The sequence below is a fragment of the Pseudoxanthomonas suwonensis genome (genome assembly GCF_000972865.1).
GTDB lineage: Bacteria > Pseudomonadota > Gammaproteobacteria > Xanthomonadales > Xanthomonadaceae > Pseudoxanthomonas > Pseudoxanthomonas suwonensis_B.
In genome coordinates this window covers 2,324,198-2,340,318 of sequence record NZ_CP011144.1, presented here as the reverse complement: position 1 = coordinate 2,340,318, position 16,121 = coordinate 2,324,198, and the positions used below count along the sequence as shown (strand labels likewise).

Genomic DNA, 16,121 nt, shown 5'->3' with positions numbered 1-16,121 from the left:
CGAGTCCCCCCATGTCCCTCGATCCCGCCCTGCGTTCGCGCATCGAATCGCTGCTCCAGGCCCACCGCGTCGTGCTGTTCATGAAGGGCCAGCCCGGCATGCCGCAGTGCGGCTTCTCGGCCAAGGCCACCGGCGTGCTGGAGGACCTGGGCGTGGAGTACGCCCACGTCAACGTGCTGGCCGACCAGGAGATCCGCGAGGGCATCAAGGTGTTCGGCAACTGGCCGACCATCCCGCAGCTGTACATCGACGGCGAACTGGTCGGCGGCAGCGACATCATCGAGCAGCTGTCCTCCAGCGGCGAACTGTCGCAGCTGCTGGGCCTGCCGGCGCCGGACCGCACCCCGCCGCAGGTCACCGTGACCGACGCCGCGGCCGAGAAGCTGCGCGGTGCGCTGGCCGACGCCGGCAACGCCGCGCTGGCGCTGGCGATCGACGCGCGCTTCCAGCCGCGCTTCCAGATCGCGCCGCGCAATGACGACGCCATCGTGGTGGAGACCGCCGGCCTGCGCATCCAGTTCGACCCGGCCAGCGCGCGCCGCGCCAACGGCATCACCATCGACTGGGTCGACGACTTCCGCGGCCAGGGCTTGGCGATCGACAACCCGAACGCGCCGAAACCCGCCCAGGCGATCACCCCGGCCGAAGCCGACCGCCAGGTCCGCGCCGGCGAGCTGGTGCTGGTGGACGTGCGTCCGGCCGACGAGCGCGCCATCGCCTCGGTCGCCGTCGCCCATCGCAGCTTCGACGACGACGGCCGCGCCGAGCTGGAGGCGCTGCCGAAGGACACCCGGCTGGCGTTCCTGTGCCACCACGGCGGCCGTAGCGGGCAGGCTGCGGAGGAGTTCCGCGGCAAGGGCTTCAGCAACGTGTTCAATGTCGAGGGTGGCATCGACCGCTGGGCCAGCGAGGTGGATGGCAGCGTGCCGCGCTACTGAAGCGCCGCATGATGCTGTCGCTGTAGGAGCCGGGCTTGCCCGCGACGCGATGCCGTCGGCGCAGGCGACGTCCTCGTAGTTCCGACGCCCGTGTCGCCGACTGAAGTCAGCTCCTACAGGAGAGCAGCCGCGCCGCAGCGGTTGTAGGAGCCGGGTTCAGCCGGCGACACGACGCCGCCGGCACAGGCGACGCCCTCGTGATCCCGACGCCCGTGTCGCCGACTGAAATCAGCTCCTACAGGAGAGTGGCCGCGCCGCAGCGGTTGTAGGAGCCGGGTTCAGCCGGCGACACGACGCCGTCGGCACAGGCGACGTCCTCATGATTCCGACACCCGTGTCGCCCACTGAAGTGGGCTCCTACACACGCCTGAGAACGGCGAGCGCCTCGACCGTCAGAATCCGCCACCGGCGTCCAGCCAAGCCTGTTCGGCCGGCGTGCTTTCCCGGCCCAGCGCGCGGTTGCGGTGCGGGAAGCGGCCGAAGCGGGCGATGACCTCCTGGTGCTCGATCGCGTACTTCAGGTAGACCTCGTTGCCCAGCGGGCGGAACAGCTCGACCGAGCGCTGCTGGTCGGCCAGTTCCTCCGAATGCTCGAACGGCAGGTAGAAGAACGCGCGCAGGTCCGGCTCGAACGCGGTGTCGTGGCCGGCGGCCAGCACGCGGTCGGCGTAGTGGCGGGCCAGGCCGTCGGTGGCGAAGGCATGGCCGCTGCCGCGGAACACGTTGCGCGGGATCTGGTCCAGCAGGACCAGCAGCGCCAGCGCGCCGTCGGCACTGTCCAGCCAGTCCTCGTGCCCGCGCCGCGCCGCGACCAGGTGCGCGGCCAGGAAGCGCGTCTCGCATTCGCGGTCGAACGCTTCGCCGCCGTTGAACCAGGCCTGCATCCCGGCCTGGCGCCAGAACCGCACCACTTCCCCGGCCGTGGTCGTCATCGTGTCCTCCTTCCGGATGCCGTCGCCGGCCAGCATGCCGCATTTCCCATCGCTACCGCGTGCATGGTCGGCTGCGCAGGCAAGCCCGGCTCCTGCAACAGCGACGGTATTGGCTCCTGTAGGAGCCCAGCTTGCTGGCGACACGGGCGTCGGAATCACGAGGGCGTCGCCTGTGCCGGCGGCGTCGGGTCGCCGGCTGAACCCGGCTCCTACAACAGCCACGGCGCGGCCGCTCTTCTGTAGGAGCTGACTTCAGTCGGCGACACGGGCGTCGGAGACACGAGGGCGTCGCTTGGGCCGGCGGCGTCGCGTCGCCGGCTGAACCCGGCTCCTACAACAGCGGCGGTAGCGGGCAACGCGATCCGTGACCCGCGTCCGCGCATGCCAGCCATCGGCACATTGCGTGCCGGGCGCAGTCCGTTTAGGTTCGGTCCCCTTAGGTTCCATCCCGGGGAAAATCCATGCGCCACCTGCTGCTCGCCACCGCGGGCCTCGCCGTCATCGGTACGGCCGCCTGCGGCCTCGCGCCGGCCGCGTTCGCGGCGTCGCGCTTCGCCGACGATCCGTATCCCAGCACCTACCGGCCGTTGCCGTCCGAGCCGGTACTGCTGCGCAACGCCACCGTGCTCACCGGTATCGGCCAGCGCCTGGACGGCGCCGACGTGCTGATGCGCGACGGCACGATCGCCGAAATCGGCAGCGGGCTGCAGGCGCCGGCCGGCGTACGCGTGGTCGACGCCAGCGGCAAGTGGATCACCCCGGGCATCATCGACGTGCACTCGCATCTGGGCGTGTATCCCAGCCCGGGCGTGAGGGCGCACAGCGACGGCAACGAGATGACCGCGCCGGTCACCGCCAACGTCTGGGCCGAGCATTCGGTATGGCCGCAGGACCCGGGCTTCGCCGCCGCGCTGGCCGGCGGCATCACCACCCTGCAGATCCTGCCGGGCTCGGCCAACCTGGTCGGCGGCCGCGGCGTGACCCTGCGCAACGTGCCGGCCACCAGCTACCAGGCGATGAAGTTCCCGGGCGCGCCGTGGGGCCTGAAGATGGCCTGCGGCGAGAACCCCAAGCGCGTCTACGGCGGCAAGGGCACCGCGCCGTCCACACGGATGGGCAACGTCGCCGGCTACCGCGCCGCGTTCATCGACGCCAGCGAGTACCTGCGCAAGAACGGCGGCGGCAAGCCGAAGGCTCCGCCCAAGCGCAAGTGGTGGCAGTCGGCCGACGAGGGCAAGGGCGACAGCGCCGGCGACGCCGGCGGCAAGCGCGACCTCAAGCTCGACACCCTGGCCGGCGCGATCAACGGCGACATCCTGGTCCACGTCCACTGCTACCGCGCCGACGAGATGACCACGATGATCGACCTGGCCAAGGAATTCGGCTTCAGGATCGCCGCCTTCCACCACGGCGTGGAGGCCTACAAGGTCGCCGACCGGCTCGCGGAGGAAGGCATCTGCGGCGCGCTGTGGGCCGACTGGTGGGGCTTCAAGATGGAGGCCTTCGACGGCATCCAGGAGAACATCGCGCTGGTCGACCGGCCGCGCAACGGCTGCGCGATCGTGCACTCGGACTCGGGCGAGGGCATCCAGCGCCTCAACCAGGAGGCGGCCAAGGTGATCGCCAACGCGCGCCGCGCCGGGATCGAGATCCCGCCCGAGCGCGCCATCGCCTGGCTGACCTCCAACGCGGCGCGCTCGCTGGGCGTGGCCGACCGCACCGGCAGCCTGGAGGCCGGCAAGCTGGCCGACGTGGTGGTCTGGAACCAGGATCCCTTCAGCGTCTACGCGCACGCCGAGCAGGTCTACATCGACGGCGCACGCATCTACGACCGCCACGATCCGTCGCGGCAGCCGCGCTCGGACTTCATGCTCGGCCAGCCGGCCGCCGCCCCGGGAGGTGCGCTGTGAGCCGCTCACTCGCAACCCGGCGCCTTGCCCGCCGGATCCGCACGGGACTGCTCCACGCCGGCCTGTGTGCCACCGGACTGCTCGGCGTGGCCGCCAACGTCGGCGCGCAAGACGTGCTGATCCGCAACGCCACCGTGCACACCGCCGGGCCGCAGGGCACCCTGCAGGGCACCGACGTGCTGGTCCAGGGCGGCACCATCCGCGCGGTCGGCGCCGGGCTGGCCGCGCCGGCCGGCGTGACCACCGTGGATGCGGCCGGCAAGCCGCTGACTCCGGCCCTGTTCGGCGGCATCACCGGCATCGGCCTGGAGGAGGTCTCCGGCGAGGCGCCGACGGTCGACAACGCGGTGTCGCTGGAAGACCAGCCGATGCGGCCGGAATTCGACGTGACCCTGGCCTACAACCCGGCCTCGATGCTGGTGCCGGTGGCGCGGGTGGAAGGCCTGGGCTTCACCCTGCTGGCCGCCGACACCGGCAAGGCCTTCGTCGCCGGCCAGGGCGGCGTGGTGCGGCTGGACGGCAGCGCCGATCCGATCGGGCCGCGCGCGCTGTTCGTGCGCCTGGGCGCCGGTGCCTCGGACCTGAGCGGCAAGTCGCGCGCGGCGCAGTGGATGCTGCTGGACCAGATGGTCGCCGAGGCGCGCGGCCGGGTGCCGGCCGATTCGCCGCACGCGCTGCTGACCCCGGCCGGGCGCGCGGTGCTGGCCCGCTATCTCGGCGGCCAGGGCCGGATCGTGGTCAAGGTCGACCGTGCTGCCGACATCCGCCAGTTGCTGCGCTGGGCCGCGCGCGAGCGGGTGCGCATCGCCATCGCCGGCGGCGCCGAGGCCTGGCAGCTGGCGCCGCAGCTGGCACAGGCGCAGGTGCCGGTGTTCCTCGACGCGCTCGGCAACCTGCCGGGCAACTTCGACCAGATCGGCGCGACCCTGCGCAACGCGGCGCTGCTGCAGGCCGCCGGCGTGGAGGTGGCCTTCACCCAGGCCGGCGACGCCTCGCACAACGCGCGCAAGGTGCGGCAGCTGGCCGGCAATGCGGTGGCCAACGGCCTGCCCTGGGAAGCCGGCCTGGCCGGCCTGACCCGGGTGCCGGCGCAGGCGCTGGGCGTGGGCGACCGCCTGGGCACGATTGCCGTGGGCCGCAGCGCCGACCTGGTGCTGTGGAGCGGCGATCCACTGGACGTGATCCACACCGCACAGCAGGTCTGGCTGGGCGGCCGCGCCATGCCGATGCGCTCGCGCCAGACCGAACTGCGCGACCGCTACCTGCGCGGCACCGGCGAGGGCGGGCTGCCGCCGGCCTACAGCCACGGCCCGTGATCGCGCACCACGCCGCCGCGCCGGACAGCACCGGCGCGGCGGCATCGGCGTAAGCTGCTTCGGGCATCGCGTCGGGAGGGACGGCAATGACTGATCTGAACGGGTGGGCGGTACTGGCCGCGGCGGCATCGGCGTTCCTGCTGGGCGGGATCTGGTACGGGCCGCTGTTCAAGCAGGCCTGGTGCCGCGAGGCCGGAGTGGACCCGGACAAGCCCAACGGGCATCCGGCATTGGTGTTCGGCGGCGCCTTCGTGCTGAGCCTGGTCGCGGCCGCGGTCTTCGCCGCGTTCCTGGGCCCGGCACCGGCACTGGGCTACGCGGTCGGCGCGGGACTGGCGGCGGGACTGTGCTGGGTCGCGGCCAGCTTCGGCATCAACTACCTGTTCGCCGGCCGCTCGCTCAAGCTGTGGCTGATCGATGGCGGCTACCACACGCTGCAGTTCGCGCTGTACGGGCTGATCCTCGGCCTCTGGCACTGAGCCGGCCGCCGCCGGTCCCGGCCACGAGGCGCTCCGGGAGAACGACATGACGCCACGCTGGTACTTCGATTTCGTCTCCCCGTTCTCCTACCTGCACTGGCAGAAGATGCGGCCGCTGGTCGAGGCCGGGCGGGTGGAGGCGGTGCCGATCGTGTTCGGCGCGGTGCTGCACGCCTTGCAGATCCGCGGCCCGGCCGAGATCCCGGGCAAGCGCGAGTTCATCTACCGGCAGGCGCTGTGGCAGGCGCGGCGCGAGGGCGTGCCGCTGGTGTTCCCGCCGGCGCATCCGTTCAACCCGCTGGCCGCGCTGCGCCTGTGCGTGGCCGCCGACTGCACCCCGCAGGCGATCGATGCGATTTTCGACGCGATCTGGCACGAGGGACGCACCCTCGACACGCCGCAGGCGCTGGCCGGGGTCGCCGCCGGGCTCGGGTTCGACGATCCCGCGGCCGTGCTGGCCGACCCGGCGGTCAAGCAGCGCCTGCGCGCCAACACCGACGCGGCGCTGGAGGCCGGGGTGTTCGGCGTGCCGACCCTGGCCGTCGGCCCGGACCTGTTCTGGGGCAACGACAGCCACGACCTGATGCTGGCGGTGCTGGACGATCCGGGCCTGCTGCGTGAAGGGCCGCTGGCCGGCGTGGACGCGATCCCGGTAGGCGTGGAACGCCGCCGCTGACGCCGGCTTCCGGCATTCGCCAGACCCCGCGCTTTTGCGATAGGGTTCACGCTCAAGACGTGCAGGCCGTTACGGGAGGGGCTCATGCGCATCGGAATCGTGGTCGATTCGACCTGCGACCTGCCGGCCGAGTACATCCAGGGCAACAACGTGGTGCTGCTGCCGATCACCGTGCGCATCGGCGACGCGGTGCTGGCCGACCACCGCGACGAGGAGGCCACGCTCAGCTTCCTGCACGCGCACGTGGCCGAACGCGGCCACGAGGCCGAGACCGTCCCCTACTCGGTGGAACAGATCCGCGACCTGTTCCTGGGCAAGCTCGTGGTCGACTACGACCACGTGTTCTGCCTGACCGTGACCAAGACCCGCAGCCCGATCCACGAGCACGCGGTGCAGGCCAGCTTCGCCATCCTCAACGACTACAAGCCGATCCGCCAGGCGGCCGGCTACAACTCGCCGTTCGCGCTGCGGGTGATCGACAGCCAGAACCTGTTCGCCGCCCAGGGCATCGGCGTGGTCGAAGCGGTGCGCATGCGCCGGGCCGGCGCCGGCGTGCAGCAGATCCGCGAGCGGCTGGAGGAACTGGCGCTCAACACCCACGGCTACATGGTGCCGCGCGACCTGTACTACCTGCGCAACCGCGCCCGTACCAAGGGCGACCGCAGCGTCAGCCTGTTCAGCGCCGCGCTGGGCACGGCGCTGGACATCAAGCCGGTGCTGCACTGCCACCGCGGCGAGACCGCGCCGGCCGGCAAGATCAAGGGTTTCGAGCCGGCGGTGCAGAAGCTGTTCGACTTCACCATCCAGCGCATCCACGTCGGCCTGATGACCCCGACCCTGTGCGTGAGCTACGGCGGCGAGCTGGCCGAACTGCGCGCGCTGCCCGGCTACGCCCGCCTGCGCGAGGTCTGCGCGGCCAACGACATCGAGCTGCACGAGAGCGTGATGAGCCTGACCGGCATGGTCAACGTCGGCAAGGGCGCGGTGGTGGTCGGCTTCGCCGCGGCGCCGCACAAGTTCGCCTGAGCGGGCGCGGCGACCCGGGGGTGCCTGTGCACACCCAGGTCCGCAGGCGCTTCCCGTGTGTGTGTAGGAGCGGGCATGACCGCGACATGGGCGTCGGAAACACGAGGGCGTCGCCTGTGCCGACGGCGTCGTGTCGCGGTCATGCCCGCTCCTGCACAGGAGACCCGGCCGGCCCGCAGATTCGGGGACACCACCGGGCCACCACGCCGGCTTTGCACGCGCGCTGCTAGATTGCCCGCATCGTCACCCTTGGAGCAGCCGATGCCCCGATACCAGATCCGCCTGCCCGATCCCGCGCAGGCCCGCGGCAGCGAGCCGTCGCTGTCGTTCAGCGCCCACGGCGCCGACGCCTTCGCCGAACAGCTGCAGGACGCGCTGCGCACGCCGGCACTGTTCGAACGCTGGCGTGCCCTGCAGCCGGAGCCGGACGAGGTCGATCCCTCGCTGGGTGCCACCGATCCCGCCGCCAGCGTCAGCGGCGAGCAGCGGAACCTGAGCATCGACCTGGTCGCACTGACTACGATCCCTGGCGACCTCCTCCAGCACCGGTTGCGGCTGCTGGCCGGCAACCGCTGGGAACTGCGCAACGTCAGCCACGGCTGAGATGACCACGCCGGTACTGCTGGCCTGGTCCGGCGGCAAGGACGCGGCCTGGACGTTGCACGCGCTGCGCCAACGCGACGACCTCGAAGTCGTCGCGCTGCTGTCGACGGTGACGCGCGAGTACGCGCGCGCCTCGATGCAGGGCGTGCGCGTGGACGTGCTGCGTGCGCAGGCAGCCGCGGCAGGGCTGCCGCTGCTGCAAGCGGACATCCCCGCGCTCTGCGACAACGCCGCCTACGACGCGGCCATGTCACAGGCGCTGGCCGAAGCCGCGCAACGCTGGCCCGGCCTGCGCACCGCCGCCTTCGGCGACCTGTTCCTGGCCGACATCCGCACCTGGCGCGAGCAGCGCCTGGCGGCGGCCGGGTGGGAACTGCTCACTCCGCTGTTCGGCGCCGACACCGCGGCGCTGGCGCGGGAAATGCAGGCCGGCGGCCTGCGCGCGCACCTGTGCTGCGTGGACACCCGGCAGTTGGACCAGGGCTTCGCCGGCCGCGCTTTCGACGCCGCGCTGTTGCAGGCACTGCCGGCCGGCGCGGATCCCTGCGGCGAGAACGGCGAATTCCACACCTGCGTGTGGGCCGGGCCGATGTTCGCCGCGCCGCTGGAACTGCGCCGCGGCGACACCGTGCTGCGCGATGACCGCTTCGCCTATACCGACTTCAGCCTCGCTTCGCGGTAACCACCCGCGCCCCGATTCTGTGTAGGAGCCGGGTTCAGCCGGCGACACGCCACGTCGGCACAGGCGACTCCCTCATATTCCCGACGCCCGTGTCGCCGGCTGAACCCGGCTCATACACGGAAAGCGCCGAACCGCCGCCTGCAGCGCGCGGCGGAACGCCCCTTGCCGGGCACCATCGCGCACTCAATGCCCGCCGCTGCAGCCGTCGTGGCGCCCGTGCGCCACGCCCGCGTGCACCTTCGCCTCGCCGTGCAACGCCGCGGCATGGTGGGCGATGTGCTCGCCGATGAAGCTGGCGATGAAGTAGTAGCTGTGGTCGTAGCCGGGCCGCATGCGCAGCTGCAGCGGATGGCCGGCAGCGACCGCCGCGGCCTGCAGCAGCTGCGGACGCAACTGGGCGTCCAGGAATTCGTCGTCGCCGCCCTGGTCGACCAGCAGCGGCAGCTTCTCCTGCGCCGTCTTCACCAGTTCGCTGGCGTCCCAGGCCTTCCACGCCTCGCGGTCATCGCCTAGGTAGGCGGAGAACGCCTTCTCGCCCCACGGCACCTTCGACGGCGCCACGATCGGCGAGAACGCCGACACGCTGCGGTAGCGGCCCGGGTTGCGCAGGGCCACCACCAGCGCCCCGTGCCCGCCCATCGAGTGCCCGCTGACCGCGCGCGCATCGGTGACCGGGAAGTCCGCCTCGACCAGCGCCGGCAGCTCCTCGACCACGTAGTCGTACATGCGGTAGTGCGCCGCCCAGGGCTCGCGGGTGGCGTTGAGGTAGAAGCCGGCGCCCTTGCCCAGGTCGTAGCCGTCGGCGTCGGCCACGCCGTCGCCGCGCGGACTGGTGTCCGGGGCGACGATCACCACCCCGTGCTCGGCCGCGTAGCGCTGCGCGCCGGCCTTGGTGATGAAGTTCTGCTCGCTGCAGGTCAGCCCGGACAGCCAATACAGCACCGGCAGGCGTCGTTCCTGCGCCTGCGGCGGCAGGTACACGGCGAAATTCATCGCGCAGTCCAGCACCTTCGAGTCGTGCCGGTATACGTCCTGCCAGCCGCCGGAGCAGGCGCGGTGTTCGATCCGTTGCATGGGCATCATCCTGTCTGGCTGGCGGCGGCCATGGTCATGGCCGCCAGCGCGATCGATTCGGTACGACGGATCCAGTCGGCCTTGCAGTCGCTGTAGGCGCCGGTGTCGTCGGGATGCAGCGACTGGCAACGCAGCTTTTCCCGCGCGTAGTCGGATGCGGCGCGGGGATCGGAGCGCAGGAAGTCGCGGAAGGCCAGGTGGCGGACGATGTCCGCCGCACCCTCGGCATAGCCGTGCAGCTGCACGCGGCGGCGTCCGCTTCCCGGATCCTCCCGGGTCAGATAGCGGCGTCCGGGCAGGCCGTTCTCACCACGCCAGCGGTAACCCAGCGCTTCCAGGCCGCCGCGTCGCCGGTCGAACACCGCCAGCGTGCGGGCCACGGCCAGCAGGTCGATCACCGGCTTGGCCGGCAGGCCGGGGATCGCGGTGGAGCCGATGTGGTGCACGGCCAGCAGCCCGTCGTCGAGCACCCCGGCCAACGCCAACGCCTCGGCCCGGGCCTCGTCCGCCCAGGCCGGATCGTGCGCCTGCAGTTGCACCGCGCGCATGCTGCTCAGTACCGCACGACCGAACGGATCGACTTGCCCTCGTGCATCAGCTCGAAGGCGTGGTTGATCTCGTCCAGCGGCATGGTGTGGGTGACGAACGGGGCCAGCTCGATCTCGCCGCGCATCGCCTCCTCGACCATGCCCGGCAGCTGGCTGCGGCCCTTCACCCCGCCGAACGCGGTGCCCTTCCAGGTGCGGCCGGTGACCAGCTGGAACGGGCGGGTGGAGATCTCCTGCCCCGCGCCGGCCACGCCGATGATCACGCTCTGGCCCCAGCCGCGGTGCGCACATTCCAGCGCCGCGCGCATCACGTTGACGTTGCCGATGCACTCGAACGAGTGGTCCACGCCCCAGCCTGTCATCTCCACGATCACCTGCTGGACCGGCTTGTCGTGGTCCTTCGGATTGACGAAGTCGGTGGCGCCGAACTGCCTGGCGAGCTCGAATTTCGACGGGTTGGTGTCGACGGCGATGATCCGCCCGGCCCTGGCCTGGCGCGCGCCCTGCACCACGGCCAGGCCGATGCCGCCCAGGCCGAACACCGCGACGGTGTCGCCTTCCTGCACCTTGGCCGTGTTGTGCACGGCGCCAATGCCGGTGGTCACGCCGCAGCCGAGCAGGCACACGTGCTCGGGGTTCGCTTCCGGGTTGATCTTCGCCAGCGAGACCTCGGCCACCACCGTGTACTCGCTGAAGGTCGAGCAGCCCATGTAGTGGTACAGCGGCTGGCCCTCGTAGGAGAAGCGGCTGCTGCCGTCCGGCATCACGCCCTTGCCCTGGGTCGCGCGCACGGCCACGCACAGGTTGGTCTTGCCGCTCTTGCAGAACAGGCACTGGCCGCACTCGGCGGTGTACAGCGGGATGACGTGGTCACCCGGCGCGACCGAGGTCACGCCCTCGCCCACCTCGACTACCACGCCGGCGCCCTCGTGGCCGAGCACGACCGGGAACAGCCCTTCGGGATCGTCGCCGGACAACGTGAAGGCGTCGGTGTGGCAGACCCCGGTGTGGGTGATCCTCACCAGCACCTCGCCCGCCCTGGGCGGGGCGACATCGATCTCGACGATCTTCAGCGGCTGGCCGGGACCGAATGCGACGGCGGCACGGGACTTCATGGCATGGGCTCCTGCGGTGCTGCGGATACGGATGGCGCGGCGACGAACGCCGCGCCGCTACTTGAGGTACGAGCGCACCAGCCCGGTCATCTCCTCGACCCGGGCCTTGCGCTGGGCATCGGACGTGGCCGGCTGGCCGAACTCCTCGCGGATGTGGGCTTCCATCACCTCCGACATCAGGCCGTTGACTGCGCCGCGGATCGCCGCGATCTGCTGCAGCACCGCGCCGCAGTCGGCGCCGGCCTCCAGCGCGCGCTCCAGCGCCTCGGACTGGCCCCGGATCCGGCGGACCCGGGCCAGCACGCGCTTCTTCTCGTGGGGACTGTGCGGCATGGCTGGGCCTTATCCAGTACTGGGGTACAGTATCAACCTTGGCACATGACAGCCAGGCCAGACCTTTTCAAGTCTCTGCCCGCGCGGCCGATACCGGTGGCGCAGGCATGTTCCGCGGAATCCCCGGTGGAACGCGGAACGGAAATCCGGAAGACGATGCTCAAGACGATCCATGTCGACCAGTTGCGGCCGGGGATGCATGTCCAGCGGTTGAACGGCCCGTGGCTGAAACACCCGTTCTGGCGCTCGTCGTTCGTCGCCAGCGACCGCGACATCGACCGCCTGCGCGAAAGCGAGGTGGAGACGGTGGACATCGACGCCAGCCGTGGTGAGGACGTGGCGGACGCCACGGATACCGCAGTCGCCACCGACACCGCGCCGGTCGTCGACACCGTCACAGCCGATGCCCCGCCGCGCCCCGCGGTCGCGGCCAGGCCCGACCTGGCCTCGGAGCTGACCCGGGCGCGCAACATCTGCCAGGCCGGGCGCGACGCGGTGGAAGCCATGTTCCGCGAGGTGCGGATGGGCCGCATGATCGATCCCGGGGCGATGATGCCGCTGGCCGAGGAGATCACCGCCTCGGTCGACCGCCATCCCGGCGCGCTGATCAGCATCGCCCGGCTCAAGACCGCCGACGACTACACCTACCTGCACTCGGTGGCGGTCAGCGCGCTGATGGTCGGGCTGGCGCGCCAGCTCGGCCTGGACGACGACCGCTGCCGCGAGGCGGCGATGGGCGGCCTGCTGCACGACATGGGCAAGGCCTGCATGCCGCTGGAGATCCTCAACAAGCCCGGGCGCCTGACCGAGGACGAGTTCGCGGTCATGCGCACCCATCCGGAGGAAGGCGAGCGCCTGCTGCGCGACAGCGGCCTGGAGAACGCCACCGTGCTGCACATGGTCCGCCACCACCACGAGAAGTACGACGGCGGCGGCTATCCGGCGCAATTGCCGGCCGAGTCCACGCCGCTGCTGACCCGGATGAGTGCAGTCTGCGACGTGTACGACGCGATCACTTCCAACCGGCCGTACAAGGAAGGCTGGGACCCCGGCGAATCGCTGCGGAAGATGGCCTCGTGGCGCGGACACTTCGACCCGGCGGTGCTCAAGGCGTTCATCGCCAGCGTGGGCATCTACCCGATCGGCACGCTGGTGCGGCTGTCCAGCGAACGGTTGGCGGTGGTGCTGGAGCAGCGCCCCGAGGCGCTGTCCGCGCCGCTGGTGCGGGTGTTCTTCTCGGCCCGCTCGCGCACCCAGATCCTGCAGCGCGACCTGGACCTGTCCGCGCCCGGCTGCGACGAACGCATCGTCGGCATCGAGTCGCCCGCGCAGTGGGGCTTCCGCGAGCTGGTAAAACTCTGGGCGTCCTGAGCCGGACGCCGCCCCCCCCCTTGTCCCCAGGGCGATCCTCACTGCGTGTCCTGTAGGCGCCACTTTCCGCGCATACCTCCGACACGCACCCGAGGCTCCCGCCATGGACACCCGCCGCCGCACCCTTCCGCTCGCCCTCGCCGCCGCCCTGCTGGTCGCCCTGCCCGCCGGCAGCGCGCCGCCCGGCCCGCCGACCCAGGTCTGGATCGACGTCTCCACCCACCACATGGCCGGCATGCCCGACATGGGCGCGATCGGCGGCCTGGGCGGCATGGCCGCGCGGATGATGGGCGGCGGCAAGGGCGAAGTGCTCGGCTATCCCGACGCGCGGCGCCCGGCGCTGCCCGGCAAGTTCTTCGACGTCGCCATGCTCAACCGGCCCGCGCCGGGACAGGCGGCCGAACAGCAGGTGCCGGCTGGGCTGGGCCTGGGACCGTCGCTGCCACTGCTGCCGCCGCCGGCCGTCGTGCACACGCTCGAGCAGGGCGGCACCCTCGACATGCCCGACGCCGAGATCCATATCAAGCTTTACTGGGGCTGCGGCGGCGAGGTGCGCGCCGGCCAGCCGCGCGAACTGCGCATGCGCGCCAAGGACGGCAGGTTTGAGGTCAGCGGCGATCCGATGCAGGGCCGCTACGCGCCCGAGCGCGGCATTCGCCCCGATCCGTCCTACGTGCTGTGGCCCAACCCGAAGGCGCCCAAGCGGGCCCCGGCCAACGCCTCGCTGGCCGGCGCGCACCGCATCACCGGCCCCGGCGTGCCCGAGTCGCTGCAGTTCGAGCTGCAGCCGTCGGCCGACTTCATGCCGAAGATCGCCCTGACCCAATCCGGCGAGCCCGCCAGCGGCGTGACCCTGGCCTGGCAGCCGGTGGACCGCGCCCAGGCCTACTTCCTGCACGCGCTCAGCCTGCAGGACAAGACCATCGTGCTCTGGAGCAGCGCCGAGGTGCCCGACGCCGGCCAGGGCGTGATTGACTTCCTCACCGGCGGCCAGGTCGACCGCTGGCTCAAGGAGAAGGTGCTGCTGCCGCCGTCCGCCACCTCCTGCGCGGTCCCGAAGGGCATCTTCGCCAACCCCGGCGGCGACGCCTCGGCCCCGCTGCTGAGCATGATCGCCTACGGTCCGGAGACGAACATCGCCTGGCCGCCGAAGCCGGCCGACCCGAAGCTGCCGTGGAACCCGGAGTGGAACGTGCGCGTGCGCACCAAGTCCACCGCCGGCGCGCTGCTGGGCATGGACCTGGGCGGGATCGACGGCATGGATGCGGGCGATCCGTCGCAGGCCAGGCCGCAACCGCAGCAGAAGCCTGAGGAGGGCACCGGCAAGAAGCTGCTTAAGGGCCTGCTGCGCAACCTGTGAATCCCGTCATGAGCCTGGTCGCCGCCCGCCGTCTCCTGCTGCTCGCCTCCGCGCTGGCGCTGGCGGCCTGTTCGAAGCCGGCCGACGCGCCGTCCGCGCGCTCGGAGGCGGCGACGCAACCGGCCGGCCTCACCCCGACCCGCGCCGAGGTCGAACGTTTCCTGGCCGAAGGCTCGGAACCGTCGCTGCAGGCGCTGCGCCCGCTCGACTACTGGCTGCACTACAAGGTGCTGCACGCCGCCGGCGCCGAGCAGGCGCTCGGCGGCGAGGCGCAGACGGTCGCCGCCCTGCAGGCGCTGGCCGAGGACTACGAACGCAAGGCTCGCGGCGCGCAGGCGCAGGTGCCGAGGATGGTCCCGGCCGCGTTCACCGGCGAAGGCATGAGCAGCGGCTTCCTGGGCCTGGGACTGGGCAGCTTCGGCGGCCTGCTGACCGGCGGGATGATCTCCAGCGTGGTCAGCGAGATGTCCGACGAGCAGCTGGCGGAAGCGGCCAAGAACGGGTTCGGGCGCACGCAGGACAAGGACGGCAGCTTCGAGGTGCGGGTCGGCGAGGACGGCAGCCTGACCCAGGCCTTCGAGTTCGACGGCAAGGTCGACGACGGCCTGACCGGCAAGGTCAAGCTCAAGATGAAGGTGGATGCCTGCCCGGACGCCTCGGGCAAGGTGAAGGTGGAATCGGACATCGATTCCTCGGTCAGGGTGTCGGGCAAGGCCGGCACCGGCGGCTACGTGCGCTCGCACTTCGTCTACGAGCGCTGGCTGGACGACGACGCGAACCTGATCGACGGCCCGGACGGTTCGTCGTCGAGCATGCGCATCGACATGGGCGGCTTCGAGAACTACGAGAGCCAGCACGTCCAGCTCACGACCGGCTGGTCCCGCGGCGGCAGCGAGACCTTCGAGAACCGCGGCGAGAGCGGCTACAGCATCTTCCGCATGGACGAGGTCGAACGCACCCAGAAGCTGGTCCAGGGCGCGCAGCTGATCCAGACATTGATGGCCGAGGTCATGCTGCGCGGCATGAAGCAGGCGCCCTGGGAAAGCGGCCGCTGCGTCAGGCTGGACGTGGGCAGCGATCCGGCCAGGCGCAAGGGCGCCAGGCCCTCGACCAGATTCCAGGTCACCGCCAGGCCGCGCGCGAAGTCCGACGGCGCGCAGACCGGCGGCAGCGTGCGCGCCGCGCTGAGCGGCGGCGACAGCCTCGCCCGCGAGGGCGAGAAGGTGCCCGCCGACGCGCAATACGGCTACACCGCGCCGGCGAAGAAGGACGAGTCCGCAAGCATCGCCTTCGAGGCGCGCAGCAAGCGCGGCGTCGGCCGGGCCACGCTCGAGTTCGACACCAAACAGAAGCGCGCGTACACGGCAGTGGGCGGGGCGGGCGAATTCCGCGGCAGCGGCAAGATCTGCGACCTGGGGGAGGCGTTCACGATCAGCGGCAGCGGGGTCACGATGACGTTCACGCCCTCCAGCGACACCGGCGGCTCCTACCGCTACGAGGGCCGCATGAGCGGCTTCGCCGTGCACGGCGACGGCACCTACACGGTCAGCGCCGATGACAGCGGCGGCACGCTGGTCGGCACCGGGCCGGGCTGCGTCAACGCCAGGGGCGAGCACTGCGCGGTCGATTCGGAACACTACACGCTGACGCCGGCCGAGCCTTGCGATTGACCCGGCTGCTGGACAGCCGGGCCGGCCTGCAAGCAGGTCGCCGGCACTCGCCTGTCCTGTCCCGTCCCGATTCCACGCATATCCCGGA

16 protein-coding genes are annotated in these 16,121 nt (G+C 71.4%); 11 read left to right on the top strand and 5 right to left on the bottom strand.

The genetic code is table 11. The annotated features are described in order from the left end of the window. The first annotated feature begins 11 nt into the window (after window positions 1-11). Entirely contained in the window at window positions 12-938 is a 927-nt protein-coding gene (grxD, locus tag WQ53_RS09665; RefSeq protein ID WP_052631970.1) for a Grx4 family monothiol glutaredoxin, read from the top strand. A gap of 392 nt (window positions 939-1,330) precedes the next feature. Here grxD and WQ53_RS09660 read toward each other — a convergent pair whose 3' ends face one another. Next, the gene (locus tag WQ53_RS09660; RefSeq protein ID WP_052634027.1) at window positions 1,331-1,870 is read right to left on the bottom strand and encodes a DUF924 family protein; all 540 of its coding nucleotides are present in this window, start codon (window positions 1,868-1,870) and stop codon (window positions 1,331-1,333) included. Between the two features lie 461 nt (window positions 1,871-2,331). On the opposite strand from WQ53_RS09660, the gene WQ53_RS09655 reads away from it, so the two are divergent. The 7 genes from WQ53_RS09655 (at window position 2,332) to WQ53_RS09625 (ending at window position 8,562) form a co-directional block, all read left to right on the top strand. Continuing rightward, window positions 2,332-3,780 carry an amidohydrolase gene (locus WQ53_RS09655; RefSeq protein ID WP_052631969.1) on the top strand — a complete coding sequence of 483 codons (1,449 nt, stop codon included), beginning with the start codon at window positions 2,332-2,334 and terminating at the stop codon, window positions 3,778-3,780. 47 nt (window positions 3,781-3,827) lie between these two features. After that, entirely contained in the window at window positions 3,828-5,096 is a 1,269-nt protein-coding gene (locus WQ53_RS09650; RefSeq protein ID WP_052634026.1) for an amidohydrolase family protein, read from the top strand. Between the two features lie 86 nt (window positions 5,097-5,182). Then, the gene (locus tag WQ53_RS09645) at window positions 5,183-5,575 is read left to right on the top strand and encodes a DUF1761 domain-containing protein (protein WP_052631968.1); all 393 of its coding nucleotides are present in this window, start codon (window positions 5,183-5,185) and stop codon (window positions 5,573-5,575) included. Window positions 5,576-5,621: 46 nt separating this feature from the next. Next, complete coding sequence (locus WQ53_RS09640) at window positions 5,622-6,251, top strand: 2-hydroxychromene-2-carboxylate isomerase (RefSeq protein ID WP_052631967.1); 630 nt, start codon at window positions 5,622-5,624, stop codon at window positions 6,249-6,251. Between the two features lie 84 nt (window positions 6,252-6,335). Further along, window positions 6,336-7,277 (top strand): DegV family protein, encoded by a 942-nt coding sequence (locus WQ53_RS09635; RefSeq protein ID WP_052631966.1) that lies wholly within the window; start codon window positions 6,336-6,338, stop codon window positions 7,275-7,277. Between the two features lie 261 nt (window positions 7,278-7,538). Next, complete coding sequence (locus WQ53_RS09630; RefSeq protein ID WP_052634025.1) at window positions 7,539-7,880, top strand: hypothetical protein; 342 nt, start codon at window positions 7,539-7,541, stop codon at window positions 7,878-7,880. Between the two features lies 1 nt (window position 7,881). Then, window positions 7,882-8,562 (top strand): ATP-binding protein, encoded by a 681-nt coding sequence (locus tag WQ53_RS09625; RefSeq protein ID WP_052631965.1) that lies wholly within the window; start codon window positions 7,882-7,884, stop codon window positions 8,560-8,562. 183 nt (window positions 8,563-8,745) lie between these two features. On the opposite strand, the gene fghA is transcribed toward WQ53_RS09625, so the two are convergent. The 4 genes from fghA to frmR are packed head-to-tail and all read right to left on the bottom strand — an operon-like array spanning window position 8,746 to window position 11,632. After that, entirely contained in the window at window positions 8,746-9,636 is an 891-nt protein-coding gene (gene fghA, locus WQ53_RS09620; RefSeq protein ID WP_052631964.1) for an S-formylglutathione hydrolase, read from the bottom strand. A gap of 5 nt (window positions 9,637-9,641) precedes the next feature. After that, on the bottom strand, window positions 9,642-10,184 hold the full coding sequence (locus WQ53_RS09615) for a GrpB family protein (RefSeq protein ID WP_052631963.1): 543 nt from the start codon (window positions 10,182-10,184) through the stop codon (window positions 9,642-9,644). Window positions 10,185-10,189: 5 nt separating this feature from the next. Next, window positions 10,190-11,299, bottom strand: a complete 1,110-nt coding sequence (locus WQ53_RS09610) for an S-(hydroxymethyl)glutathione dehydrogenase/class III alcohol dehydrogenase (RefSeq protein WP_052631962.1) — start codon at window positions 11,297-11,299, stop codon at window positions 10,190-10,192. 57 nt (window positions 11,300-11,356) lie between these two features. Continuing rightward, complete coding sequence (frmR, locus tag WQ53_RS09605) at window positions 11,357-11,632, bottom strand: formaldehyde-responsive transcriptional repressor FrmR (RefSeq protein WP_052631961.1); 276 nt, start codon at window positions 11,630-11,632, stop codon at window positions 11,357-11,359. Between the two features lie 156 nt (window positions 11,633-11,788). Between frmR and WQ53_RS09600 the strand changes: the two genes are divergently transcribed. From WQ53_RS09600 to WQ53_RS09590, 3 genes are all read left to right on the top strand, one after another. Next, window positions 11,789-13,003 (top strand): HD-GYP domain-containing protein, encoded by a 1,215-nt coding sequence (locus WQ53_RS09600; protein ID WP_052631960.1) that lies wholly within the window; start codon window positions 11,789-11,791, stop codon window positions 13,001-13,003. A 103-nt stretch (window positions 13,004-13,106) separates the two neighbouring features. Then, window positions 13,107-14,363, top strand: a complete 1,257-nt coding sequence (locus tag WQ53_RS09595) for a hypothetical protein (RefSeq protein ID WP_052631959.1) — start codon at window positions 13,107-13,109, stop codon at window positions 14,361-14,363. A gap of 8 nt (window positions 14,364-14,371) precedes the next feature. Then, window positions 14,372-16,033 (top strand): hypothetical protein, encoded by a 1,662-nt coding sequence (locus tag WQ53_RS09590; RefSeq protein ID WP_052631958.1) that lies wholly within the window; start codon window positions 14,372-14,374, stop codon window positions 16,031-16,033. Window positions 16,034-16,121 lie beyond the last annotated feature (88 nt).